Genomic DNA, 25,763 nt, shown 5'->3' with positions numbered 1-25,763 from the left:
CATCGACGCAATGCGCAGCAGTATAAATGGCACGATTACAGGACGAATCAATTGATCAATAACGAATCTTCAATGGCCAAAGCACCGCCTGCCGCGGCATCGGCGGGCAGCGGTTGGCTCGAGCGGCGTTTCGCGCTCAGCGAGCGCAACACCAGCGTACGCATCGAAACCATAGCCGGTATCACGTCGTTTCTCGCGGCCGCTTACCTGCTGGTCGTGATCCCTTCGCTGCTGGCGGCGGGTGGCATGGATCGCGGCGCCGCCACCACCGCGACGATTCTCGTGTTCGTGCTGAGCACGGTGCTGATGGCGCTGTATGCGAACCTGCCGTTTCTGGTGGGGCCCGGCATCGGCGGCTCGGTGATTCTCGGCATCACGCTCGCGGGCGAACACGTCGCGTGGCAAACGGGACTCGGCATTGCATGCGTGTCCGGCGTGCTGTTCCTGATCCTGACCGTGGTCGGCGCGCGCAGTCTCGTGATGCGGTTGATTCCCGCTCAGATCAAGCTCGGACTCGGTGCGTCGATCGGCTTGTTCATCGCGGTGCTCGGCTTCCGCAACGCGGGCATGGTCATCGCCAACGCGAAAACCAACGCGCTCGCGCTCGGCGATTTCTCGCGGCCCGGCACGCTGGTCGCGCTGATCGGACTCGGCGCGGCCGTGGTACTGCAAGGCCGCCGCGTGCCCGGCGCGATTCTGTGGGCGATCCTGATCGCGGCCGGTGCGGGCGTGCCGCTCGGCGTCACGCATCTGCCCGCGTCGTTCTTGTCGTGGCCGCATAGCATCGCGCCGATCGCGTTCAAGGTCGACCTGGTCAGCGCGCTGAGCGTGGCTTCGATTCCGTATCTGTTCGTGTTCTTCGCGGCCGAGTTTTTCTCGACGCTCGGCACCACGCTCGCGGTCGGCGCGAAAGCCAACCTGCTCGACGAAAACGCCAACCTGCCGAATATCAACCGCCCGTTTCTGGTCGACTCGATCGCCGCGACGCTCGGGCCGGTGTTCGGAATTCCGGCGCTGACCGCGCTGGTGGAATCGGCGGCGGGTGTCGAAGCGGGCGGCCGCAGCGGTCTGTCCTCGCTCGCCGCCGCCGCGATGTTCGCGCTGATGCTGCTGTTCGTGCCGGTCGCGCTGGCAATCCCGAAAGAAGCGACCGCGCCCGCGCTGATCCTGATCGGCCTGTCGATGTTCAGCACGATCCGCCACGCGCATTTCGACGACTTCACCGACTCGCTGCCGGTGCTCTCGATGGTGCTGCTCACGCTGATGTCGAACAGTTTCGGCACCGGCATTGCGGGCGGCCTGCTCTGCTACGTGCTCGTCAAACTGCTCGCCGGACGGTTCCGCGAAGTGCCGTGGGGGCTGTACGTGCTGGCTGTGCCGCTCGGCTATTACTTCTATACCGTGGTCAAACCGCATTAAGCCGCTTTGAGACCGCCTTGACGCTGCCTTGAAGCTTCACCGTTCGCCGCACGTTTTCCAGCGTTTGCATTCGCACTACACTCAGTTTTGCGCACTACCGACAACCATACCGACATGAAAGAGACCTTGGGCAACGTGCCCGCATCGCGCCTCGGCATGACGCTCACCGACGCGCATCACGCGTTCTTCACCGCGCTGCCGAAGGTCGAGTTGCATTGCCATCTGCTGGGCGCGGTACGTCACGAGACCTTTATCGCGCTGGCCGAGAAAAGCCAGGCGCCGCTCAGCCGCGCGGAAATCGACTCGTTCTATACGCGCGGCGAGAAACCGGTCGGCGTGCTGCGCGTGCTGCGCGCGCTGGACGACTACCTGCTCACGCAAGCCGACGACCTGCATCGTATCGCCTACGAATATCTCGCCGATGCCGCCGCGCATCAGGTGCGGCATAGCGAGTTTTTCTGGAATCCGACCGGCACGGTACGCGTGTCGAAGATTCCGTATGCCGACGCGCAAGCCGCGATCGTCACCGCGATTCGCGACGCCGCACGCGATTTCGGTATCAGCGCGCGCCTGATTCCGAGCATCGACCGCGAAGCCGATCCGGACGAAGCCGTCGCGCTGGTGGACTGGATGCGCACGCATCGGGCGGACGAAGTGGCTGGTCTGGGCATCGATTACCGCGAAAACGACCGGCCGCCCGAATTGTTCTGGAAAGCGTATCGCGACGCGCGCAACGCGGGCTTCAAAACCACCGCGCACGCGGGCGAATTCGGCATGCCGTGGCGCAATGTCGAGACCGCCGTGGATTTACTGCAATGCGACCGTATCGATCACGGCTACACGATCGTCGACAACCCGGAACTGGCCGCGAGCTACGCGGAGCGCGGCATCGTCTTCACTGTCGTGCCGACCAACTCCTACTATCTGCGCACGCTTGCGCCGGACGTATGGGCCGAACAGCATCCCATGCGACGCATGCCGGGCCTCGGCCTGAAAATCCATCCGAACACCGACGACCCGACTCTGCACAAGGTGAATCCGAGCGAAGCGTGGCAGTTGATGTTCAGTCACTTCGGCTTCAGCCTCGCCGAATTGCGGCAGTTCATGCTGAACGGGATCGACGGCGCATGGGTGGATGAGGCCACGCGCAATGCGTGGCGTGCGGCGTGGACGGTGGAGTTCGACCGGCTTGCGGCGACGTTGCCGGGTTGAGCGGACTCGTCTCACTCTCCGATCCACGACCCACGCAGATCGCTGTCGTGCAAAAGCTGCATCAGCGTGCCCGCCGGCCGACTCAACCGCCGGGCCGCTAACGCGATAAATTCCACCGATGGCAACGCCGGCAGCGCCGCGGCATTCAGCGGCGGCGCCAGCCCACGCGCCGCCAGATACTGCGGCCGCACCGTGATCCCCAACCCGCCGCGCGCCGCCGCGATACAGCCCGAATGGCTGCTGCTCGTGCACACCAGTTGCCAGCTAAACCCCGCTTCGGCGAGCGCATCGAGCACGACCGCGCGCGTCACGCTCGGCTCGGCGACCAGAATCAGCGGCAACGGCTGACTCAGATCGACCAGCGTCCCTGGCCGCGCCAACCATTCGAGCCGGCCCGTGAAGAGCGGCACGCCGCGGCGGTCGCCGAGCCGGCGCTTGCCCACCAGCAGATCGATCGCGCCGGCTTCCAGCAATTCATAAAGCTTGCCGGTCATGCCGATGGTGATCTCCAGTTCGACATCCGGATGCGCGTCGCGAAACGCGGCCAGCACATTCGGCAACGGTCCGAGCGCGACGTCGTCGGATGAACCCAGCCGCACGCGGCCTTTCAGGCGTGGCGCGCGAAACTGCGATTCGGCTCGCGCGAGCGCCTGCAAGATCACGCTGGCGTGCGCGAGCATGGCTTCGCCGTCGGCGGTCATGGCCATTGAATGGGTGTCGCGCACGAACAGACGCCGGCCCACGCTCTCTTCGAGCCGCCGGATGTGTTCGCTGACGCTCGACTGCGTCAGGTCGAGCCGCCGCCCTGCCTCGGTGAAGCTATGGCACGCGGCGACTGTGGCGAATGTCTTGAGCCAGATGGGATTGAGCATGGCGCATTGTCGCGCTGCTTATCGGCATTGTCGATAACAGTCACCATTCCTAGTGGGGTTCCCGATTGACGGGTATGTCAATATCATGAACGAACTCCCCCAATGACTTGCCCCGAGTCCGGGCGTCTAGCCGCCCGCCCCGCCGCCCCGTAAAAATGACCAAGGATTCCGCCCAGACCGCGCTGCTGTGGATCGTCGCCGCCGGCTTTTTCATGCAGTCGCTCGACACGACGATCGTCAACACCGCATTGCCGTCGATCGCGAACAGCCTGCATGTCGCGCCGCTCGCCATGCAGCCGATCATCATCGCGTACACGCTGACCATGGCGATGCTCACGCCCGCGTCGGGCTGGCTTGCCGACCGCTTCGGTACGCGCCGCGTGTATTTCGTGGCGATCCTCATCTTCGTGCTCGGTTCGATCTGCTGCGCGAGTGCGCATACGCTCGGTCAGTTGGTGATTGCGCGGGTGCTGCAGGGCGTCGGCGGTTCGATGCTGCTGCCGATCGGCCGGCTAGCGGTGTTGCGCAGCGTGTCGGGCGAACAGTACGTGTCGGCGCTGGCGTTCATTTCGGTGGCGGGTCAGTTGGGACCGATCGCCGGACCGACGCTCGGCGGCTGGTTCGTGCAGGACATGACGTGGCACTGGATCTTTCTGATCAACGTGCCGATCGGCGCGGTGGGCCTCTATGCGGTGCAGCGCTTTCTGCCCGCACATGGCGAGACCCAGGCGCCGCCATTCGATTTCGTGGGGTGCGGGCTGCTGTCGCTGTGCATGATCGCGTTTTCGCTGTCGATCGAAGCGCCGTTCTCCACGCATCGGGCGGCCTGGGCCGCGGGGCTGTTCGTGCTCGCCGTGGTCAGTGCCCTCGCCTATATTCCGTACGCACGGCGCCGTCGTAACCCGCTGTTCAAGCTGGCGCTGTTCAGCGAGCCGAACTTCAGCGTCGGTCTGATCGGCAATCTTGTGTGCCGCATCGGCTCCAGCGCCGTGCCGTTTCTCGTGCCCCTGCTGCTGCAATTGCAACTCGGCTATTCGCCGCTGCACTCCGGTCTGATGATGCTGCCCGCGGCGCTCGCCGGCACCGTCGCCAAACGCTGGATCGCGCCGTTGATCCGCCGCTATGGCTACGACACGTTTCTGCTCGTGAATACGCTGATCGTCGGTTCCTCGATCGTTGCGTTTGCATTGATCACGCGCGGCACGCCGCTCGCCATCGAGATCGCCATCCTCGCGGTGTTCGGTGCGTCCAACTCCATGCAGTTCGCGGCGATGAACAGCGTCACGCTCAAGGACCTCTCGCATGAAGATGCGGGTAGCGGCAACAGCCTGTTTTCGATGGTGCAGATGCTCGCGATCGGGCTGGGCGTGTCGATCGGCGGCGGCCTCGTGAATCTGTTTTCGGCGCAATGGGGCTCGGCGGCGCTCGGCTTTCGCCTCAGCTTCGCGTGCGTGGGGGTGATCACGCTGGTGTCCGCCTGGATATTTCGTCAGCTCGACGAAGCGCCGGCGCAACCCAAGGTCCGCGCGCCGGCGCCGCACAGCGCGGGACGCTGAGCGGCGGTATTCGCCCTCAATCCGCCAAACGGACGCCGGAGAATCCCGCGCACGCTTCGATCAGGCGCTCCTGAACCGCGACGTCACGCGCCGCCGGATGCGTTTCGCGCGGCTTCATGTGATAGAAGTACGCGCCGCTGACGGTGGCCGCCGGTTCATCGCTGACGGCGAGCCACACCTGGGTGGTCGGTGCGGCCGCCAGATCGTCGGGCGCATCCGGGCCGCCCATTTTCGTCGCGACCCAGCCCGGCTCCAACGCATTCGACAACACCTGCGGCCAGCGGCGCGCCATCGCAAACGCCAGCAACGTGTCGTGCAGTTTCGAATCCGAATACGCGGCCGTGCCTTGCCACGGCCTGCGCTCCCAGGCAAGGTCGTCGAGGCTCGCGTCGCCGCTGCGATGCAGGCCCGAGCTGAGATAGACAAGCCGCCGTGGCCGCTCGATCAGCGCGGTCAGGACATACGGCGCCAGCGTATTGACCGCGAACACGTGCGGCAAGCCGTCGACCGTGGCGATCCGGCGCGGCTCCTGATAACCGACCGCCGCGTTGTGGATGATTGCGTCGAACCGGCCCAGCCGGTTCACCTGCTCCGCCAGCGCGATCGTGTCGGCCAGACTCGACAGATCGCCGGCCAACGCGCGCTCCGCTTGCGGCACGGCTTTCAATGCTTCGTCGGCGCGCGCCGCGTTGCGGGCGTGCAAAACCACCTGGTGTCCGGCGTCGACGAGCCGTCGCGCGGCCATTTGACCGAGCCCATCGGCGGAGCCGGTAATAAATATTCTCGACATGACGCGTTCTCCGTTATTCCCGTTAAATATGCCCTGTGCATGACGAGAATCGCATGCCTTCGTCATTCGAGCGAGTTCACAAAGATTAACGCCCACCCGGCGATTGACGCGATAGCTTCGCTGTCATTCCAGTCATGACAAGACATCATCGATCGGCCTTGCTGGGCGGCCTTTGCACACGCCGTCGTGTGAATTCAAACAGATTTTCGCGTTAGCATGTCGTGCATTAATGCATAAGAAAAGGAATAACAGATGCCATTTGACGAGCGCATGCTGAACGGCATGGGCGTGTTGACGGCGATCGTCGATTGCGGCAGTTTTGCGGCGGCGGGCGAAGCACTCGACATGTCGCAATCCGGAGTGAGCCGTTCGGTCGCGCGGCTCGAAGCGCGGCTCGGAATCCGGCTGTTCGACCGCACCACGCGCTCGGTCACGCTGACCGACGAAGGCCGGCGTTTCTACGAACAGATCGTGCCGCTGCTGGGCGGCCTCGAAGAAGCGGCGTCCTCGGCCGCGCAAGGCGCCACGGCGGTGCGCGGACGACTGCGCGTGAATATGGATCCGTTCTTTTCGCGGCTGGTGCTCGGCGCCAGGCTAGGCGGGTTTATCGACAGGCATCCCGATCTGCAACTCGAGTTGATCACGCGCGACCAGCTGGGCGATATGGTCGGCGACGGCTTCGATATCGCGATCCGTTTCGGCGATCCGCCGGTGTCGTCGCTGATCGCGCGCAAACTGCTGGACACGCGGATTCTGACGGTGGCCGCGCCGTCGTATCTGAAGAAACACGGGCATCCGGCCACGCCCACGGACCTCGAAACCGGGCGGCATATCTGCATCAAATTCCGCGATCCACTAACGGGTTATCCGTTCAGCTGGGAGTTTCATCGCGGGCGCAAGAAGGTGATGCTGACGCCGCAAGGTCCGCTGACGGTGAACGACGTCGGCACCATGCACAGCGCGTGCGCGGCAGGCCAGGGCGTCGCGCAGATTCTGGCGCTCGGCGCGGAACCGCTGCTATCCAGTGGCAAGCTCGTCGAACTGTTTCCTGATTGGGGCGATGAGCTTTATCCGCTGTATGCGCTTTATCCTTCGCGGCATCATCCGCCGGCCAAGGTGCGGGCGTTCTTCGACTTCGTCGTGTCGCTAACGGGCGGTGCGACGCGGGAAGCGGCGGGTTGAGCTTCGGCGGTCGGCGCATGGCGAGTCGGCGCGTGGCGAGTCCGATCGGACGCGCCGGGCGTTACCGCTCGCTAGCCAGCCCGCTCAATCCATCAGGAAATCGTGTAGCGCGTTTGCGGCCCGGCGACATACACGCCGCGCGCCAGCATCAGGATCTGCTCGCGATGCAGATCGAAGGCCGCCAATACAGCCCGCTCGTCGGAACCGGCCTCGGGGCTTAGATTCGAAATCACCGAGTCGTTCACCGCGAAGGCGATCTCGCGTGCGTTGTCGTATCCCCAGAAATTGACGCAATGATGGCTCGCGTCGTAGCTGCGACTCGGATTCGGGAAGTTGAGTTTCATGTTGTGCTCCTCGGGCGGGTCGAACTTCCCCACGGTGCGCTTTCTGCCCTCGACGGTCAAGGCTTTTGTCGGTCGTGGCGGCGGCTTTTCCACGTCGTTTGATGCACCGCACCTCATACGGATACCGAATCAGTTCGCATTGAAAATCCCGCGTTTGCACTGCGCGTAGATGGCATCAAAAAGCGCCGGGTCTGCGGCTTGCTGCATGGAGGGTGTTTTCCAACCCAGGAGAGAGCCATGAGTGCAACCCAGGAGCACGCCAACGATAAACCGGCCGATATCGAGCATCCGCAACCTGCCGTGCATAGCGATAACGAGAAGAGCAAGCTCCCCGAGCGCGGCGATCAGGATCGCGACCAGTCGCCGGCCGACCGTCCCGGAAAAAAACCCGGCGAGGGCGAACCGTCAGTGAGTTGAAATATTTCGCATCAAGCTGCGGGCGGCTTTGCTGCATTCTGCCGGCAAAGCCGCATGAATTTTTCCCTAACACGCGCTTTCATAAGCCAAACATTTCTTCCTAATTTTTACCGATTATTTTTTCGCCGTGATGGACTATTTTTCTGCCAGCAACGCTGAGCGCGCCAGGCGAATCGGCTGCCGCCCCTTACTGAATAACAACGGCGACGTCCATCATGTCCATCTCATCAGGCTCCCCTCTTCCTCTCGTCTCTATCTGCCTACCCACCTGCCGCCGCCCTGAGCTGGTGGTGCAGTGCATCGATTCCTGCCTCGCGCAAAGCTACGGCAATCTGGACATCGTGATTGGCGACGATTCGAACGACACACGCACCGAACAGTTGATCGAAGCGCGTTATCGCGACGAGCCGCGTGTGCGTTATACGCTGAACCGGCCGCCGCTTGGCCAGGCGCGTAACGTCGCGAGTCTGTTCGAGCGCGCGACGGGCGACAAGATCCTGCTGATTCACGACGACGACCTGCTCACCACGGACGGCGTCGAGAAACTCGTGTCGCTATGGAAACAGCATCCGCAACTCGATGCCGCGTTCGGCGATCAATACGAAGCCGACCATGCGGGCGCGATCGATTTCGACGCCAGCCGGCAATTGAATATCGATTTCCGTCGTACCGCCGACGCCGAAGGTCTGCAGCCGTTACCCGGCAGAACCGGTTTGATCCAGATGTTCCCGAACAACGGCTGGATGGCGGACGCGCAACTGGTGAAGCGCATCGGTTATTCGGAACAGCACGGCATGTGCTGCGATTTCGTGTTCGGCGCCGAGTTGTGCCTCGCGGCGCGCGAAGTGTTCTATCTGCACGACTATGTGTCGGTGTATCGCAAGACGGCGACGTCGATCTCGCACAGCACGCGCGGCACGACGGTCGCCGCGACGGTGAGCGCGTACGCGTTCGTCAAGGCGCTGTCCTTGCCGCCCTCGCTGGAGCCGTCACGCAAGCTGGCGCTGCGTCGTCTCGCGCCGATCGTGGTGTCGGTGCACGCGCGCAATCGTCAGATACGGGCGGGTCTGAAGATCCTGTTCGGACATCTGTTCGCCTACCGTTATGGGTTGAGCAAGCGGTTTTATTACCATCTTGCGATGCTCGCGCGCGCGGGATTCAGCATGCGGCCACGGGCTGTCGCGGCGGCGGCGGTCGCAGCGGTGGCGGCGGCGCCCGCCGTGGCCGCCGAACCCGTGGCCGCGGTAAAGGAACTCGTTTCCGAACTGGTCGCGGACCGCTCCGAACCGGTGTGAGGCTGGCTGGCGGGCGCTAGTCGGCCCGTTGGTCAGCGCGTTTTCTGCTAAGCATCCTCTGCTTAGCAAACGCGTATTCGTTGCTTGGTATGGCACGCCGCGTTGATTACGATGAACCCGAACCATCATCATCAACCGAGGTGATCCGCCATGTCCGACAGTGCCTGTTTCAAGCCGCGTGTGATCGAGCCGGTCGCCGTCAACCAGCCGGAAGGTTTGGGGCTCGCCGTGGAGCTATGGCTCGCGCATCCCGTCGACGGCATTGCGGGACGAGCGCTGCAGATCCATTTGCGCAGCGACGCGAAGATGGCGCAGGCCGAGGCGCTGCGCGATCTGCTGCATGCGTTGGGCACGGATATCGTGGTGGCCTGAGCGCGCGGCGCTACGTCAGGTTCGCGGCAAGGTGGCTCACGGCTCGTGCCGCAAAAACCCTTCTTTCGACGGATCGCGCATACGCAGCGAAACAATCCCGGCGATCGCGCACAACGCGGTGACGTACCAGAAGAAGGCCGTTTCGCTGCCGATCGACTTCAGCCACAGCGCCACATATTCCGCCGAGCCGCCGAAGATCGCATTGGCCACCGCGTACGACAGCCCGACGCCGAGCGCGCGCACTTCCGGCGGGAACATCTCGGCCTTGATGAGGCCGCTGATCGACGTATAAAAACTGACGATCGCCAATGCCACCACGACCAGCCCGAACGCCGCGTACGGGCTCGTCACGTCTTTCAGCGCATGCAACAACGGCACCGTGCCGAGGGTCGCGAAGAAGCCGAAGAACAGCATGGAACGACGCCGGCCGATCCGGTCCGACAATGCGCCGAACGCGGGCTGCATCAGCATGTAGACGAACAGCGCCGCTGTCATCACATTGCTGGCGGTTTTTGCGTGCATGCCGGCCGTGTTGACCAGGTACTTCTGCATATACGTGGTGAACGTGTAGAAGATCAGCGAGCCGCCGGCCGTGAAGCCAAGCACCGTCATGAAGGCACCCTTGTGCAGCCACAAGCCGCGCAGCGTGCCCGCTTCCTTGCGCTGACGCGTGGCGGCGGTGGTGGTTTCCTCGAGCGATTTACGCAGGTACAGCGCGACCAGCGCCGCCAGCGCGCCGATCACGAACGGCACGCGCCAGCCCCACGCCTTCAGTTCGTCGGTGGACAGCGTTTGTTGCAGGATCACCAGCACCAGCAGCGCGCACAACTGGCCGCCGATCAGCGTGACGTACTGGAACGACGCGAAGAACCCGCGCCGGCCTTTTAGCGCGACCTCACTCATATAGGTCGCGCTGGTGCCGTATTCGCCCCCGACCGACAAGCCCTGGAACAGGCGCGCCACCAGCAGCAAGGCCGGCGCCAGCGCGCCGATCTGCGCATAGGTGGGCAGCACGGCGATCACCAGCGAGCCGCCGCACATCATGAACACCGACACCATCATGGCGGTGCGGCGGCCGCGCTTGTCGGCGAGGCGACCGAAGAACCAGCCGCCGATCGGCCGCATCAGAAAGCCCGCGGCGAACACCCCCGCGGTGTTGAGCAACTGGGTGGTGGTGTTGCCGCTCGGGAAGAACGCCGGCGCGAAGTACAGCGCGCAGAACGAGTACACGTAAAAGTCGAACCACTCGACGAGATTGCCCGATGAAGCGCCCACGATCGCGAGGATGCGGCGACGGGTGTCGTGAGCCGAGGCCACGGTTTGGTCGGTCAGGTCGGTCATGCTGTTGTCTTTCCTTGTCTGTAAGCGGAAGTGGCGGTCGTGGCGCCGCCTTCACAACGCGCGTGGCGAGGTGCTCATCGCGTGCGTGCGCGAATTTTACAGAAATGCAAGGGGAAGATGGGCGTTTGTCAGGTAGGGAATGCCCGGCGACAAAGTCGCCGCCACTCAACGAAAAAGCCAGCTCGAAAGCTGGCTTTGTTTTCAGCAACCCTCAGTGACACACCATCACACCCGCACCGCCGGCGGCACATAACGGCACTCGTAGCGCTTACGCACCGTGCCGTTTTCGTCGACGCTCTCCAGATAAACGTCGAATTGCCACAGCCGCGCCATGTGCTTGAGCACTTCCTCGCTATCCCCCGACAGATGCCGGTTGTCGCTCATGAAGTGCCGCAGCGTCAAACTCCGGTCGCCGCGCGTGTTGACCGCCCACACCTGAATATTCGGCTCCCGGTGATGCATGTCGTACTGCCGCGACAACGCCTGACGCACGTACTGATAGCCGCTGTCGTCATGAATCGCCGAGACTTCGAGCGAATCGCGCATGTCGTCGTCGAGCACCGAGAACAGGCGCATTTCCCGGATCAGATGCGGCGACAGATACTGCGCGACGAAACTCTCGTCCTTGAAATTGCGCATCGCGTAGTGCATGGCCGGCAGCCACGGACTGCCCGCGAGCTCGGGAAACCAGCGGCGGTCTTCTTCGGTGGGCGCTTCGCAGATCCGCCGAATGTCGCTCATCATCGAAAAACCGAGCGCGTACGGGTTGATGCCGCTGTAATACTGCTTCGTGACCGGCGGCTGGTAGACCACGTTGCTGTGCGAATGGAGAAACTCCATCATGAAGCCGTCTTCCAGCTTGCCCTGCGCGTACATAGTGTTGAGCAACGTGTAATGCCAGAACGTCGCCCAGCCTTCGTTCATGACCTGGGTCTGCCGTTGCGGATAGAAATACTGCCCGACCTTGCGCACGATGCGGATCACTTCCCGCTCCCACGGCTCCAGCAGCGGTGCGTTTTTCTCGGCGAAATACAGCAGGTTTTCCTGCGGCTCGGGCGGATAGCGCTCCTCGATTTCCTCCGGCAACGGTGTATGCCGGGTCGGCAAGGTGCGCCACAGTTCATTGACCTGCGACTGCAGATACGCCTCGCGTTCGCGGCGCGCGGCGAATTCCTTCTCCAGCGACAGCTTCTGCGGCCGCTTGTAACGGTCCACGCCGTAATTCATCAACGCGTGGCACGAGTCGAGCAACTCCTCGACCCGATCGAGCCCAAAACGCTCCTCGCATTCGGCAATGTAATTCTTCGCGTAGACGAGGTAGTCGATAATGGCATGCGCATCCGTCCAGAGCTTGAACAGATAGTTGCCCTTGAAGAACGAGTTGTGCCCGTAGGCCGCATGCGCGATGACGAGCGCCTGCATCGTCATCGTGTTCTCTTCCATCAGATACGCGATGCAAGGGTTCGAATTGATGACGATCTCGTACGCCAGCCCCATCTGCCCGCGACGGTAGCTTTTTTCGGTGGAGAGAAAGTGTTTGCCGAACGACCAGTGACGGTAGTTCACCGGCATGCCGACGGACGCGTAGGCGTCCATCATCTGTTCGGCGCTGATGAGTTCGAGCTGGATCGGATACACGTCGAGTTCATATTGCTCTGCAACACGGGCAATATGCGAGTCGTACTCTTCGATCAATTCGAAGGTCCAGTCGGACGGGCACGGCAGAGGCCGTCTATCGGCTACGTTCATACGGACTTCCCTTTGCCCCTCAGTGGGCGTTCCGGTGTGTCCCCGTGCTGCAGCGGTGTCGACTGCTGCTCCAGCAGCGGCGGAGCCCGGCGGCTGCGCTGCTGCCTCGGCATGCCCCGACGATGGCTGCTGCGGCACGCCTTTCCCGCGCACCGGCTGATCGCCGCGCGCTTCGTTGTGCAGGTGCTTCGACGTCACGACGACGCCACCTGCTTTTCAAACAACTCACGAAACACCGGATAAATGTCAGCCGCGGTTTCGACCTTCTTCATCGCCATGTGCGGCTGGCTCAACGCTAACTGCGCATATTCGAGCCACAGGTTCTGCTCTTCGGGTGTCACCTGAATATACGCAAAATAGCGCACCTTCTCCAGGATGTCATCCGACAGTATCTTGCGGCACTTGGGCGAATCGTCGGTCCAGTTGTCGCCGTCCGACGCCTGGGCGCCGTAAATATTCCATTCAGTCGGCGAGTAGCGCTCGTCCATTACCTTCTGCATCAGTTCCAGCGCGCTCGACACGACCGTGCCGCCGCTTTCGGTCGAATGGAAGAACGTGTCTTCGTCGACCTCCTCGGCGCGCGTGTGATGGCGAATGAACACCACCTCGATCTTCTCGTAGTTTCGCTTGAGGAACAGATACAGCAGGATGAAGAAGCGCTTGGCGAGGTCTTTGCGCTGCTCGTCCATCGAGCCGGACACATCCATCAGACAGAACATCACGGCCTGGCTGGACGGCGTGGGCTGCTTCACGCGATTCACATAGCGCAGATCGAACGGATCGATAAACGGAATCCGCCAGATGCGCCCGCGCAAATGATGAATTTCCTCTTCGAGCAGTTTGATCTCTTCGCGACGGTCGTCGGGGTCGGCCTTCATGACTTCCAGTTGCCGTTCCATCTCATGCAACTGGTTGACGAGCGGTGCCCCGAGCGCGATGCGGCGGCCGAGCGCGCTGCGCAGCGAACGGACCACGTCGATATTGTTCGGCGTGCCTTCCGCGGCCCAGCCCGCGCGGATGCTTTTCCACGTCGGTACGGCCATCAGGTGGGTTTTGACGAGTCGCGGCAGTTCGAGATCGTCGAAGAAATACTGCATGAATTCTTCGCGGCTCAGTTCGAACACGAAGTCGTCCTGCCCCTCGCCTTCGTTGCTGGCCTGATTGCCGCCGCCCCCACCGCCGCCGCCCTGCGGACGCTGGATCTTGTCGCCGCGAATGTAGTCGGCGTTACCCGGGTGCACCATCTCCCGCTTGCCGCCGGGACCATGCCGGAACGACGGCTCCGCAATATCCTTGCGCGGGATCGTGATGCTCTGGGTGTTCTGAATGTCTTTGATGCTGCGGTCGCGCACCGCTTCCGAAACGGCGCGACGGATGTAGTTCTTGACGCGACGCAAAAACCGCTCGCGATTCGCAATGCTCTTGTTTTTGCCAGCTAACCTGCGGTCGATGATTTGATGAAGCACGCCCGGTCTCCCTTGTCGGCGAGAGTTGGCGCTTTAGCGCCGACTCCCGCCCCATGCAGAGCATGTCGATCGGCGTTGGCGCTCAGCGCCGACGCCTTCCCCACACCCCGCACTAATTTCCGGTGCGCGAGACGCACGCTGCACGATGCAACGCTATGTCCATGCAGCTTGCGCCTCGCAGGGTGCCCGCGCGGTCGGACCACGCGGGCGGCACGCGGTGCATTTCATGACGACTTGCGCACACGCAGATACCAGTCACACAGCAAGCGCACCTGTTTCGGCGTATAGCCCTTCGTCACCATGCGATTGACGAAGTCTTCGTGCTTGCGTTGCTCTTCCGCCGAGCCCTTGGCGTTGAACGAGATCACCGGCAACAGCTCTTCCGTGTTCGAGAACATCTTCTTTTCGATCACGACGCGCAGCTTCTCGTAACTGATCCACGCGGGATTCTTCCCCGCATTCGCAGCACGCGCACGCAGCACGAAATTCACGATCTCGTTGCGGAAGTCCTTCGGGTTGCTGATGCCCGCGGGTTTCTCGATCTTCTCCAGCTCGGCGTTCAATGCCGCGCGATCGAAGCTCTCGCCGGTGTCGTGGTCGCGGAACTCCTGATCCTGAATCCAGAAGTCCGCGTACGTCACATAGCGATCGAAGATGTTCTGACCATACTCGGAATACGACTCCAGGTACGCGGTCTGAATCTCCTTGCCGATGAACTCGGCATAGCGCGACGCGAGCACGTCCTTGATGAACGACAGATACTTCTGTTCGGTTTCCGGCGGGAACTGCTCGCGCTCGATCTGCTGTTCGAGCACGTACATCAGATGCACCGGATTGGCCGCGACTTCGGTCGAATCGAAGTTGAACACGCGCGACATGATCTTGAACGCGAAGCGGGTCGACACACCGGTCATGCCTTCGTCCACGCCCGCGAAATCGCGGTACTCCTGGTACGACTTGGCCTTCGGGTCGGTGTCCTTCAGATTCTCGCCGTCATACACCTGCATCTTCGAGAACAGGCTCGAATTCTCCGGCTCCTGCAGGCGCGTGAGCACCGACATCTGCGCCATCATCTTCAACGTGCCCGGCGCGCAGACCGCATTCGCCAGCGACGAATTGCGCAGCAGCTTCTCGTAGATCTTGACCTCTTCACCGTAGCGCAGGCAGTACGGCACCTTCACGACGAAGATCCGGTCGAGCAGTGCTTCGTTGTTGCGATTGTTGCGGAACGCCTTCCATTCCGACTCGTTCGAGTGCGCGAGGATCACGCCGTCGAACGGAATCGCACCGAACCCTTCCGTGCCCTTGAAGTTGCCTTCCTGGGTGGCGGTCAGCAACGGGTGCAGGACCTTGATCGGCGCCTTGAACATTTCGACGAACTCGAGCAGCCCCTGATTGGCGAGACACAGGCCGCCGGAGTAGCTGTACGCGTCCGCGTCGTCTTGGGCGTACTGTTCGAGCTTGCGGATGTCGACCTTGCCGACCAGCGACGAAATGTCCTGGTTGTTTTCGTCGCCCGGCTCGGTCTTGGCGATACCGATCTGACGAAGGATCGACGGGTAGCGGCGCACCACCTTGAACTTGCGGATGTCGCCGTTGTATTCGTGCAGGCGCTTCACCGCCCACGGACTCAGAATGCTTTTCAGGTAGCGGCGTGGAATGCCATATTGTTCTTCGAGGATCGGACCGTCTTCCTCGTAGTCGAACAGACCGAGAGGCGACTCGTTGACGGGCGAGCCCTTGATCGAATAGAACGGCACGCGTTCCATGAGCTGTTTCAGGCGTTCCGCGATCGACGATTTGCCGCCGCCGACCGGACCCAACAGATACAAGATCTGCTTCTTTTCCTCGAGCCCCTGGGCCGAGTGCCGGAAGTAGGCGACCACCTGCTCGATCACCTCTTCCATTCCGTAGAACTCACGGAATGCGGGGTATACCTTGATGACCTTGTTCGCGAAGATTCGCGACATGCGCGGATCGTTGCGAGTGTCGATCTGTTCCGGTTCTCCGATTGCCGTCAACATGCGTTCGCCAGCCGTGGCGTACGCGGCGGGATTGTCTTTGCAGAGCGCGAGATACTCCTCGAGCGAGAGCTCATCTTCTCGCGTTTTCTCGAAGCGGGTCGCGAAACTGCTGTAGATATCCATGCTACCTCCTCGCCGAAGTCTAGACCGATGTCGTGCGCGGCGCGCTATTCGGAAACGACATCGCTCGAATTCATCCTAAACCCTTTTAAATTTTTTTTCACGAACTACGTTGCGAAAATCGCGCCGCATTCGCCTCCCGACATTCCTCACTTGGAAACACACTTTCCACCACCTACAATCTTGCGCTCACATCGTAGCGATCGATGCGCACACTTGCTGCCTGTTTTACGGCCTGATTCGTCACCCGCGCCCGAACGTTCACAGTGCCCGGTTTGTGTAACACAGCTCGCCTGGCACTGCTGCTCACTGCGCATGTAACACGCCATTGCGCCACTCGTTCAGTTACATCGAACGATCTCACCGCGATATCGGACGCCCTGTCTGCATGCGCACACTTCGTTGCTAAAAGCGTGGACAGCATGCGCTGTTCTTGCACACACCGCTCGAACCCTCTTCACCTTTTTTCCACAACGCGCGACATCGGCATTCGGTCTACAACGCGCGCTGCCTGTTACATGTTGAGTGGCCGTTCCCGCGCGCACCGCGATTGCACGATACGTCGTCAGGCTGTTCGTCACCATGCGACGCATTTTGTTCCGCGCTTTCCGTGTTACATGACAAACGCGCCATCTATCGTCGCGTGCGACATGCATGCCTTGCGTGTGGTCCATTGCACGTTCCGGATTAACCGCGTCGCCGGCAGGGTCGGCCTTCGCCCCGCGTCGCTGCCTCCATAACTGGATGACGGCGACGCGGCCAACGGCTTTCATAGGTGTATACGGCAAAGCCACCGCGACAGATGCGACAAAGGTAAAACGGCCGCCCGAAGGCAGCCGTTCGTTTTGAAGCGTGGTCATGAAGAGGGCAAGGTGACGGACGAATATGACAGACGCCGCCTCTCGACGAGCCAGCGTGAAGCCTCGCCGTAACGCGCGGCAACCGACTGCACGCTCAGGTCAGTTCAATCTCCACGTCCCCGAGGCCGTCGATGTGACCGTGTACGTGCCCCGGCTCGTTCAGCTTGATGCCGCCGACGTAGGAGCCGGTCGTGATGGTCCACTCCGGCTCGATGGTGATACCCATCGCCGCGCAGTGGTTGACGAACCAGACCAGGAGTTCGCGCGGGTCGCCGGCCGGGTTGCCGGTGGTCTCCGGCAACAGCGAGTTGCCGTTGAAGCTCAGTGCCAGTTCAGGCGACACGAAATCGAAACCGCGCGCGAGCCCGGCATAGGCCACCGCGTGACCGGTGATCAGCGCGCCGTTGTTCTGCGCGTCGGCCAGTTGCGCGAGCGGTGCGACATTCGGCCATTCCGCGAAGCGGCTGTCGACGATCTCGATAGCGGGCAGCACGACGCCGACTTTCGACAGCACTTCGTCGCGCGCATAGGCGCGACCGCGCGGTTCGATCGCTTCGGCGAAACGGAACGCGATCTCCAGTTCCACCAGCACGCGGAAGAAAGCGCCATGCGCGGCGCGCGCCGGCGACGGCAACACCAGCGCAGCCGGAATCGGCGCGCCCGCGCCGGGGCCGCCCGGCGCCCGCGCGCCGATCTTCCAGGCGCCGGTCGAGTCGCCGAGGGCCGCGATGACAGCCTGCTGGATCGCATACGCGGTGGCCGCGTCGGGCGGCAGGCTATCGGGTGCGGGCGCTTCGATCGGCCGATGCTGCCGGCGTGCTTCGACGAGGCGTTGCGCAAGATCGTATTGCGTCATGTCGGTCCTTTAGGGCTGGCGCGTTGAGCGGTTCGTTAAGCGGTTGAGGGCGGCGCGTGGGTGGAGGCAGGGCCGGACGCCGCGGCGCGGGCCGGCGGCGCGCCCGCCGTTCGGGCAGACAGGTCGCGGCGGCTTTACTGTCACGTCACGTCACGTCGCGGCGCGAGGCCGAGTCCGCCCGTCAATGTACCGGATCGTGGCGCTCGCCAGGGTATAGGTTGCAACCGGGTCGCGAACGGGCTGCGATCCGGCTGCGATAGCGGACTGGATTTGATGCGCCCATCATGAAAAAAACCGCGACTGCAGGCGCAATCGCGGTTTTTTTTTGGATCAACGGGTGGCCATCATCGGCAACGCCGCGGTTCAATTGGCGCCGCCGCCGGGAACGAATGTTGCGACGCTCGGCGCGGATCGAGTCGGATCAGAAGGTTTCCCAATCCTGGTCGCTGCCGGCGCTGACTGTCGCCATCGCTTTGGCGGGCGCGCGCGCGGGCGTCGCAGCCGGTGCCTTGGCGGCCGTAGCCACTTGCGGCGCCGCGTGCGCGGGCTGCGGGGCAGCGGCTTGCGGCGCCGGATGCGAGGCCGCCACCGCCGGCCGCGAGGGCTTGCGCGCCACCGTCGAGCGCACCGGCGCACTCATCCGCTTCGGCGCGTTCACGGGCGCCTTGTAAGCGCCTTCCTCGACCTGGAACACCGAGACGGCGGTGCGCAGCTTGCCGGCCTGGTCTTCGAGCGACGACGCGGCGGCTGCCGCCTCTTCGACCAGCGCGGCATTCTGCTGCGTCACTTCGTCCATCTGCGTGACGGCGCGCGCCACCTGGTCGATGCCGCTGCTCTGCTCTTCCGACGCCGCGGCGATCTCGCCCATGATGTCGGTCACGCGTTGCACCGCGCTGATGATCTCCGTCATCGTGCGGCCCGCTTCGTCCACCAGCGCCGAGCCCGACTGCACGCGCTCGACCGAGGTGTCGATCAGTTCCTTGATTTCCTTCGCCGCCGCCGACGAGCGCTGCGCGAGGCTGCGCACTTCGCCGGCCACGACCGCGAAGCCACGCCCTTCCTCACCGGCCCGCGCCGCTTCCACGGCTGCATTCAGGGCCAGGATGTTGGTCTGGAACGCGATCCCTTCGATGATGGAGATGATGTCGGCAATCTTCGCCGAGCTCTGATTGATGTCGCCCATCGTGCCGACCACCTGGCCGACCACCGCGCTGCCCTTGTTGGCGATCTCCGACGCATTGGCCGCGAGCGAGCTCGCCTGGCGGGCGTTGTCGGCGTTCTGTTTGACCGTGCCGGTCAGCTCTTCCATGCTCGACGCGGTTTCCTGCAGCGCCGAGGCCTGCTCTTCGGTGCGCGACGACAGGTCGATATTGCCGGCCGCGATCTGGCGGGTGGCGGTCGCGATCGACTCGCTGCCGCTGCGCACCGTACGCACCGTTTCGGTGAGACTGCGCTGCATCTTCGCAATGCCTTCGAGCAACTGCCCCATTTCGTCACGCGACGTGACGATCACCGGGCGACGCAAATCGCCGCCGGCGATCGCGTCGAAATGACCGAGCGCCTCGTCGAGCGGCCGGGCGATCGCGCGGCTGAGCGTCAGGTAGGAAAACACGGCGGCGACGAGGCCGAGCACCAGCGCACCGATGCTGACGAGGCGGAACGTCGCGAAGCTGCCTTGCGCGGAGTCGTAACCCTCCCGCGCCGACGTGAACTGATCCTTGCGCAGCGCGTCGTCGGCGTTGGCGAGCTCGTTGTACGAGGCTTGCAGACGCTGGGCGCCGCCTAGCACCTTCGCCTGGTCGTTGGCCGCGATGGTCGCCGAAAAGGCGTCCAGTTGCTGATGCAATGCGTCGCGTTTGGCGACCACGTCCTGCGCGAGCCGGTCTTCATTCGCGTCGCGCGGCAGGTCCATATACTTTTTCCACCACATGTCGGACGTGGTGCGCATGGCGCGCGCGCGCTCCAGCGTCGACGCCACGTCCGGCGTGCCGATCATGAACGCGGCGCGATCCAGCGCGAGGCGTTCACGCGCCGCGAACAGCTCGGCGTTGCCGATATCGACGGCGCTCGGCATGGCGTTAGTGAAGGTGTCCTTGTAGGCGTCGTTCGAACGGCTCATGCCGATCAGACCGAAAACACCAATGGCAACCAGCAGCGCGGCGAGAAAAGCCATCGTAAGGCCAATCCGCGCCTTGATCGTGATGCCTTTGTTCAACATGCTTAATCCTGTACTTAGACGAAATGAGAGGCTGCGTACGCAGCGCGGGGTAGCGTGTGGCGTCTGCGTCCGGCGCTTTTTGATGTGGCGCTCTAATAGTCCCGTTTACGGCATTCCAACTGCATACTTGAAGGATTTATCTAGTATGAAGAAAGCTGCTGAAAGGAATTGGAAGGAATTACAAGAAGCTGACGACGGCCAGCTTGTCACGTCGTGACGAGGGACATGCGGAACACGCGCGATGACGTGTCGCGAAGGAGCAATACGGCGGCTTCAGAACGTCGAGGGAGAGCGGCCGACACCTCCGCTCTCCCGGGCCTAACGCGGCGCTCAGGCCGCCAGATCGCGCCTCGCCGCGCCAACCCAAGTCGCGGTGGATTCGCGCACGATCAGCCGTGGCGACACCACCCGCCGGCGGCCCGGCGCACGCGGATTGCCCGCCGAGGTCCCGGCGATGCGTTCGATCAGCGTCTGCGCGGCCATGTCGCCGAGCGCGCGCACCGACTGCCCGACCGTCGACAGCGCCGGGTAGGTGAAACGTCCCAGTTCGATATCGTCGAAACCGATGATGGAGCAATCGCGCGGCACGCTGATATTGCGTTCCGCCGCGGCGCGCAACGCGCCGATGCCCATCATGTCGTTACCGGCGAAAATCGCCGACGGCCGCACGGTATCGAACAGCTGCCCGGCCGCCCGATGGCCGCCGGTGCCCGAAAAATCGCTTTCGACGATCGCGTCGGGCGGAATCTCGATGCCCCGTTCCGTCATCGCGCGGATGAAGCCATGCACCCGCATCGCACTGACGGCCGTCTGCACCGGCCCGGTAATGCAGCCGATCCGCACGTGTCCCAGTTCCAGCAAATGACGCGTGGCCAGATACCCGCCCTTCTCATGGTCGATCTGCACCAGATCGGCGTTCAGGCCTTCGATATTGCGGTCGACGATCACCAGCGGTTCGCGCGAGTCGGCGAGCGTCTGCGCGAGCACGGCGTCGTCGCCGGCGGACGCGATAATCAGCCCGTCGATGCGCTTTTCCTGCAGCACGCGCAGATAGTTACGCTGCTTGGCCGGATCGTCGTCGGAATTGCAGAAGAACAGGCAGTAGCCGTTGCGCGAGCAACCGTCTTCGATACCACGGGCCATTTCCGCGAAATACGGGTTCGTGCTGTTCGGCACCACCAGTCCGATCGTCGCCGTGGCGCGCGCCTTCAGCGAACGGGCCACGGCCGACGGAACATAGTGAAGCTGACGGATCGCGTGTTCGACCTTCGCGCGCACGTCGGCCGACACCGGGCGCGAGTTGTTCACCACGTGCGATACCGTCGTGAACGACACGCCCGCCACAGCCGCTACATCCTTGATCGTCGCCATAACCTGTTGCTCTCCTGCCTGTAGTTCCCGCGGTCGTTCCCGCCGTCCATGCCGCCTGGCGGCCCACCGGACGGCTTCATCGAAGACCGACCCAACTTATGAAAACCGCTGCCTGACCGCTCGTCACACATCGACTGTCCGGCTCGCGCCGGGACGCCGCCCACCCGACTCACCAGCACTTACGCCCGCTTGCGGCGGCTGCGGTACGTATCCAGCACCACCGCCACCACGATCACCGCACCGGTGATCATCCGCTTGGTCGGCTCGTTCGCGCCGATCTGCGCGAGGCCGGCCGCCAGCACCGAAATGATCAACACGCCGAAAAAGGTGCTGATGACCGAGCCGCGTCCGCCCATCAAACTCGTCCCGCCGATCACCACGGCGGCGATCACCTGCAGTTCAGCGCCGACGCCCGCGTTCGGATCGGCCGCTTCCAGACGCGAAATCTGGAACAGCGCGGCGAGCCCCGCGAGCGCGCCCATCAGCGCGAACACGATAATTTTGTAGGGCCGCGGATTGACGCCCGCGAGCCGCACCGCTTCCTCGTTGGTGCCGATGCCGACCAGATAGCGGCCGAACACCGTGCGCGTGAGCACCAGTTGCGCGACGATCATGACCGCCACCGCGATCAGGAAGGCCGGCGAAATGCCGAGCGCGATCGGATTCGACAGAAAATCGAAGGCGTCGCCGATATAGGCGGTGCGCGAGTTCGTCATCTGGTACGCCATGCCGCGCGCCGCTTCGAGCACGCCCAGCGAGACGATGAACGACGGAATCCGCCAGCCCACCGTCACCGCGCCGGTGATCGTGCCGGTCAGCGCGGCCGCGGCGACGCCGAGCAACGCCGACGGAAACGGCCCCCAACCCCACTTCAGCGCGGCCACGCTCACCACCGAAGCACCCAGCGCCAGCACCGAGCCGACCGACAGATCGATCCCGGCGATGATCAACACGAAGGTCATGCCCACCGACATCACCACCAGATCCGGAATCTGGTTGGCGATCGTGCTGAACGTGTCGTACGTGAAGAAGTGCGAACTCAGCACGGAAAACAGCGCGATCATGGCCAGCAGCGCACCGGCCAGACCCAGATAGTTCGAAAAACCCAGCCGCGTACCGGCCGGTTTGCCGCTGGCGAGCGGCGCCGACGGATCGGCCGGCGGTGTGACGTTCGCCGTGCCGGGCTGGTTTGACTGACCGCCGTCCGGCTTGTCCGGCAACGATTGTTCGTTCATGAGGCACTCCCTGCCTGGTGGGTATCGGGGGCGTGCAGCAACGCTTCGCGGCTGCGATAGCCGGCAAATGCCGAGGCCAGCAACGCATCCTGCGACCAGCTATCGCGCTCGAACACCCCCGTCATGCTGCCCGCGGACATCACGCCGATCCGGTCGCAGATCAGCATCAGCTCACGCAGGTCGCTCGACACCACGACGAGCGCGCGCCCTTCCCGCGCCAGCGCGCCCATCAAGCCATAAATATCGAACTTCGCGCCGACGTCGATGCCGCGCGTGGGTTCGTCGAATAACAGCACACGGCAATCGCGCGCCAGCCAGCGGCCGATCACCACCTTCTGCTGGTTGCCGCCCGACAGCTCGCCGACAATCTGCGCCGGACCCGAGCTGCGAATCCGCATCGCGTCGATCTGCTTCTGTGCGAGCACGTTCTCGCGCTTCGCGTCGACCACGCCATGCCGCGCCACGCTGCCGACGTTGCCCAGCGACACATTCGCGGCGATCGGTTGCGGTAACAGCAGGCCTTCGCCCTTGCGGTCTTCGGTGATCAGCGCGATTCCCGCGCGCACCGCGTCCGACGGCGAGTCGATCCGCACCGCCGTGGGCACGGCGCCCGGCGTCGCCGCCAGCGCGACGCTGCCGCCGTCCTTCTGATCGGCGCCGTAGATCAGCCGCATCAGCTCGGTGCGCCCCGCGCCGATCAGACCGCTGATGCCGAAAATCTCGCCCGCGCGTACCTCGAACGACACGTCGCGCACCACCTTGCCGCGCGCGAGCCGGTCCACTTTCAGCAGCGGCGCGCCGATGTTGCGCACGCCCAGATCGATCCGCTCGCCGAGTTCGCGACCGACCATCCACGTGACGATCTGGTCGCTCGTGAGGTTGGCCATGGCGTCGACATGCACCAGCCGGCCGTCGCGCAGCACCGCGATCTGTTCGGCGACCCGCGCCAGCTCTTCGAGCCGGTGCGAGATGTAGACCAGCGCCACGCCGCGCGCCTTGAGACGATCGATCTGCTCGAACAGCAGGTCGACTTCGCGCGCGGTCAGCATCGCGGTCGGTTCGTCGAGGATCAGCACGCGGCAGTCGTCGATCAGATTGCGGGCGATTTCCACCATCTGCTGATGACCGATGCCGAGTTCGCCGACCAGCGTGTCCGGGTCGATCGCATCCAGCCCGACCTGCGCCATCGCCCTGCGCGCGTCGTCCCGCAGCTTGCGGCGATCGATCCAGCCGAAGCTGAACGCACCCGCGCGCGGCAAGCGGTTCAGGAACAGGTTTTCGGCCACCGACAAAGTCGGCAACAGATTCAACTCCTGCATCACCATGCGCACGCCGAGCTTCTCGGCGTCGGTGCGGCTCGACGGCGCGTAAGGCTCGCCGCCGAGGCGCATGGTGCCGGCGGTCGGCTCGACCAGCCCACCGATAATTTTGGACAGCGTACTCTTGCCCGCACCGTTCTCGCCGGTCAGCGCCAATACCTCGCCGGCGCGCAGCGACAGCGAAACGTCGGCGAGCACCGGTTCGGCATAGGTCTTGCCGATACCGCTGACGGACAGTACGGCAGGCAAGGCGTCGTGGTCGGTTGAATCCATTGCAATCCTGGTTCATGGCGGCCGGGCCGGCCTCACGCGATTTCGCTCGCATGAAGCCGGCGCCGGCCGCCACGTGTCATGCCGGCCCAATGCGCGAAATGCGCGGGCGCCAATGGCCGCGCTCCCTCCCGCCGCGCAGCCACCGTCATGACGCTTACCTCTGGAATTAACGGCGGCCCGGCAGGTTTCTTGAGCGTTTATTGAATAGACGCGAATTCACGCGTTGGTGCGATGCAGACTGCATGCAGCGGCGCCGGCGCGATTTCGCGTGGCTGAGACTTGTTTCCCGGGCGATGCCGCCCGGGAGCTTGACTGCCTGATGACTCGACTGCCTGATTACTCAACTGCGTGCGCCCCTCGCGGGGTCACGCCGATCGGGTCGCCCTTACTTGGTCACCAGATCGCACGGCGTTTCCACCACGCCGGACAACTGCGATTGCTTCTTGTGCTCGCTGATCGCCTTCAGCGCGGTATCGATGCCGAACACGGCCTGCTTGGCGGCGTATTGATCCGCCGTGGCCAGTACGCGACCATCCTTCAGCATCGGCTTGATCGCGCCGATGTTGTCGTAGCCGACCACCAGCACCTTGCCCTGCTTGCCGGCCGCGCGCACCGCCGAGACGGCGCCGATCGCCATGTTGTCGTTACCGGCGAGCAGTGCCTTCAGGTTCGGATATTCATTGAGCATGGCCGACGCAACCGCGTTGCCCTTGTCGATTTCCCATTCACCCGATTGCACCGACACGACCTTCGCGCCGACGGTCTGCATCGCGTCCTTGAAGCCCGCGGTGCGCTGTTGCGCGTTGGTAGTGGTCGACACGCCTTCGATGATGCCGACCTCGTCGCCCGCCTTCAGCTTCTTCGCGAGGTAGTCGCCGACCTTCTGCGCGCCCTTGCGGTTATCCGGGCCGACGAACGGCACGTTCAGGTCTTTCGACTTGAGCACGTCCGGGTCGAGCCGGTTGTCGATATTCACAACGATGATGCCCGCGTCCACCGCCTTCTTGACGACCGGCACCAACGCTTTCGAATCAGCCGGCGCCAGCACGATCGCGTCGACCTTCGAGACGATCATCTGCTCGACGATACGGATCTGGTTGGCGGTATCGGTCTCGTCCTTGATGCCGTTGGTGATCAGGTCGAACTGGGAGGGGTTGTGTTTCTGGTAGTCCTTCGCGCCGTTTTCCATGGTCAGGAAAAACTCGTTGGCGAGCGACTTCATCACCAGCGCGACTTTCGGCTTGTGCGCGGGCGCGCTCTGCGCGTACGCGGACGACAGCGGCAAGCCGGCGGTAGCGGTGACGAGGACGGCAGCCGTCAACAGGCGGCGGCGAATGCGTTGGCTCATGCAGATCTCCAGGGTTATCGGGCTCCAACGGGAGCCGTATTTCTAGCGAAACGCAAACGTTTGCGAGGCCTATTCTCAGCGCAGTCTTTCTGTAATGTCAACGATTCACGGTGTTGCAACGCAC

The 25,763-nt window shown here is 63.4% G+C and carries 20 protein-coding genes; 7 read left to right on the top strand and 13 right to left on the bottom strand.

The window, feature by feature from the left end; translation table 11 throughout:
• Positions 1-72: 72 nt before the first annotated feature.
• Together B0G83_RS28560 and add are read left to right on the top strand one after the other, a co-directional pair.
• Positions 73-1,419, top strand: a complete 1,347-nt coding sequence (locus B0G83_RS28560) for an NCS2 family permease (protein WP_105510742.1) — start codon at positions 73-75, stop codon at positions 1,417-1,419.
• 114 nt (positions 1,420-1,533) lie between these two features.
• Positions 1,534-2,631, top strand: a complete 1,098-nt coding sequence (add, locus tag B0G83_RS28555) for an adenosine deaminase (protein ID WP_105510767.1) — start codon at positions 1,534-1,536, stop codon at positions 2,629-2,631.
• Between the two features lie 11 nt (positions 2,632-2,642).
• Here add and B0G83_RS28550 read toward each other — a convergent pair whose 3' ends face one another.
• On the bottom strand, positions 2,643-3,503 hold the full coding sequence (locus tag B0G83_RS28550; protein WP_105510741.1) for a LysR family transcriptional regulator: 861 nt from the start codon (positions 3,501-3,503) through the stop codon (positions 2,643-2,645).
• A 155-nt stretch (positions 3,504-3,658) separates the two neighbouring features.
• On the opposite strand from B0G83_RS28550, the gene B0G83_RS28545 reads away from it, so the two are divergent.
• Complete coding sequence (locus tag B0G83_RS28545) at positions 3,659-5,059, top strand: DHA2 family efflux MFS transporter permease subunit (RefSeq protein WP_105510740.1); 1,401 nt, start codon at positions 3,659-3,661, stop codon at positions 5,057-5,059.
• 16 nt (positions 5,060-5,075) lie between these two features.
• Here B0G83_RS28545 and B0G83_RS28540 read toward each other — a convergent pair whose 3' ends face one another.
• Positions 5,076-5,849 (bottom strand): SDR family NAD(P)-dependent oxidoreductase, encoded by a 774-nt coding sequence (locus B0G83_RS28540; protein ID WP_105510739.1) that lies wholly within the window; start codon positions 5,847-5,849, stop codon positions 5,076-5,078.
• A gap of 252 nt (positions 5,850-6,101) precedes the next feature.
• On the opposite strand from B0G83_RS28540, the gene B0G83_RS28535 reads away from it, so the two are divergent.
• Entirely contained in the window at positions 6,102-7,031 is a 930-nt protein-coding gene (locus B0G83_RS28535) for a LysR family transcriptional regulator (RefSeq protein WP_105510738.1), read from the top strand.
• Between the two features lie 92 nt (positions 7,032-7,123).
• Here B0G83_RS28535 and B0G83_RS28530 read toward each other — a convergent pair whose 3' ends face one another.
• Positions 7,124-7,375 carry a DUF1488 domain-containing protein gene (locus B0G83_RS28530; RefSeq protein ID WP_035545794.1) on the bottom strand — a complete coding sequence of 84 codons (252 nt, stop codon included), beginning with the start codon at positions 7,373-7,375 and terminating at the stop codon, positions 7,124-7,126.
• Between the two features lie 237 nt (positions 7,376-7,612).
• On the opposite strand from B0G83_RS28530, the gene B0G83_RS28525 reads away from it, so the two are divergent.
• The 3 genes from B0G83_RS28525 to B0G83_RS28515 all read left to right on the top strand — a co-directional run bounded on the left by B0G83_RS28525 (position 7,613) and on the right by B0G83_RS28515 (position 9,459).
• Entirely contained in the window at positions 7,613-7,792 is a 180-nt protein-coding gene (locus B0G83_RS28525) for a hypothetical protein (RefSeq protein WP_105510737.1), read from the top strand.
• A gap of 215 nt (positions 7,793-8,007) precedes the next feature.
• Positions 8,008-9,087: a glycosyltransferase family 2 protein gene (locus tag B0G83_RS28520; RefSeq protein ID WP_105510736.1), complete on the top strand. Its 1,080-nt coding sequence runs from the start codon at positions 8,008-8,010 to the stop codon at positions 9,085-9,087.
• Between the two features lie 150 nt (positions 9,088-9,237).
• Complete coding sequence (locus B0G83_RS28515) at positions 9,238-9,459, top strand: hypothetical protein (RefSeq protein WP_105510735.1); 222 nt, start codon at positions 9,238-9,240, stop codon at positions 9,457-9,459.
• Positions 9,460-9,495: 36 nt separating this feature from the next.
• On the opposite strand, the gene B0G83_RS28510 is transcribed toward B0G83_RS28515, so the two are convergent.
• The 10 genes from B0G83_RS28510 to B0G83_RS28460 all read right to left on the bottom strand — a co-directional run bounded on the left by B0G83_RS28510 (position 9,496) and on the right by B0G83_RS28460 (position 25,639).
• Positions 9,496-10,800 (bottom strand): MFS family transporter, encoded by a 1,305-nt coding sequence (locus tag B0G83_RS28510; protein ID WP_105510734.1) that lies wholly within the window; start codon positions 10,798-10,800, stop codon positions 9,496-9,498.
• Positions 10,801-11,025: 225 nt separating this feature from the next.
• A complete protein-coding gene (locus tag B0G83_RS28505; protein ID WP_105510733.1) occupies positions 11,026-12,747 on the bottom strand; it encodes a SpoVR family protein in 1,722 nt (573 codons plus the stop codon).
• The gene (locus tag B0G83_RS28500; RefSeq protein ID WP_105510732.1) at positions 12,744-14,015 is read right to left on the bottom strand and encodes a YeaH/YhbH family protein; all 1,272 of its coding nucleotides are present in this window, start codon (positions 14,013-14,015) and stop codon (positions 12,744-12,746) included. Before B0G83_RS28500 ends, B0G83_RS28505 begins: the two co-directional genes overlap by 4 nt.
• Before the next feature lie 224 nt (positions 14,016-14,239).
• Positions 14,240-16,162, bottom strand: a complete 1,923-nt coding sequence (locus B0G83_RS28495) for a PrkA family serine protein kinase (protein ID WP_105510731.1) — start codon at positions 16,160-16,162, stop codon at positions 14,240-14,242.
• A 951-nt stretch (positions 16,163-17,113) separates the two neighbouring features.
• Positions 17,114-17,875: a hydratase gene (locus tag B0G83_RS28485; protein WP_105510729.1), complete on the bottom strand. Its 762-nt coding sequence runs from the start codon at positions 17,873-17,875 to the stop codon at positions 17,114-17,116.
• Between the two features lie 421 nt (positions 17,876-18,296).
• Positions 18,297-20,093, bottom strand: a complete 1,797-nt coding sequence (locus tag B0G83_RS28480) for a methyl-accepting chemotaxis protein (protein ID WP_105510728.1) — start codon at positions 20,091-20,093, stop codon at positions 18,297-18,299.
• A 330-nt stretch (positions 20,094-20,423) separates the two neighbouring features.
• Positions 20,424-21,464, bottom strand: a complete 1,041-nt coding sequence (locus tag B0G83_RS28475) for a LacI family DNA-binding transcriptional regulator (RefSeq protein WP_105510727.1) — start codon at positions 21,462-21,464, stop codon at positions 20,424-20,426.
• A 179-nt stretch (positions 21,465-21,643) separates the two neighbouring features.
• Positions 21,644-22,699 (bottom strand): ABC transporter permease, encoded by a 1,056-nt coding sequence (locus tag B0G83_RS28470; protein WP_105510726.1) that lies wholly within the window; start codon positions 22,697-22,699, stop codon positions 21,644-21,646.
• On the bottom strand, positions 22,696-24,291 hold the full coding sequence (locus B0G83_RS28465; RefSeq protein ID WP_105510725.1) for a sugar ABC transporter ATP-binding protein: 1,596 nt from the start codon (positions 24,289-24,291) through the stop codon (positions 22,696-22,698). Before B0G83_RS28465 ends, B0G83_RS28470 begins: the two co-directional genes overlap by 4 nt.
• 385 nt (positions 24,292-24,676) lie before the next feature.
• Positions 24,677-25,639: a sugar ABC transporter substrate-binding protein gene (locus B0G83_RS28460; RefSeq protein WP_105510724.1), complete on the bottom strand. Its 963-nt coding sequence runs from the start codon at positions 25,637-25,639 to the stop codon at positions 24,677-24,679.
• Between the last annotated feature and the right edge of the window lie 124 nt (positions 25,640-25,763).

This window comes from Paraburkholderia sp. BL21I4N1, assembly GCF_002973525.1.
Lineage (GTDB): Bacteria > Pseudomonadota > Gammaproteobacteria > Burkholderiales > Burkholderiaceae > Paraburkholderia.
Note: the sequence above shows the minus strand (reverse complement) of the source record. Positions and strands in the feature narration are given on the sequence as shown.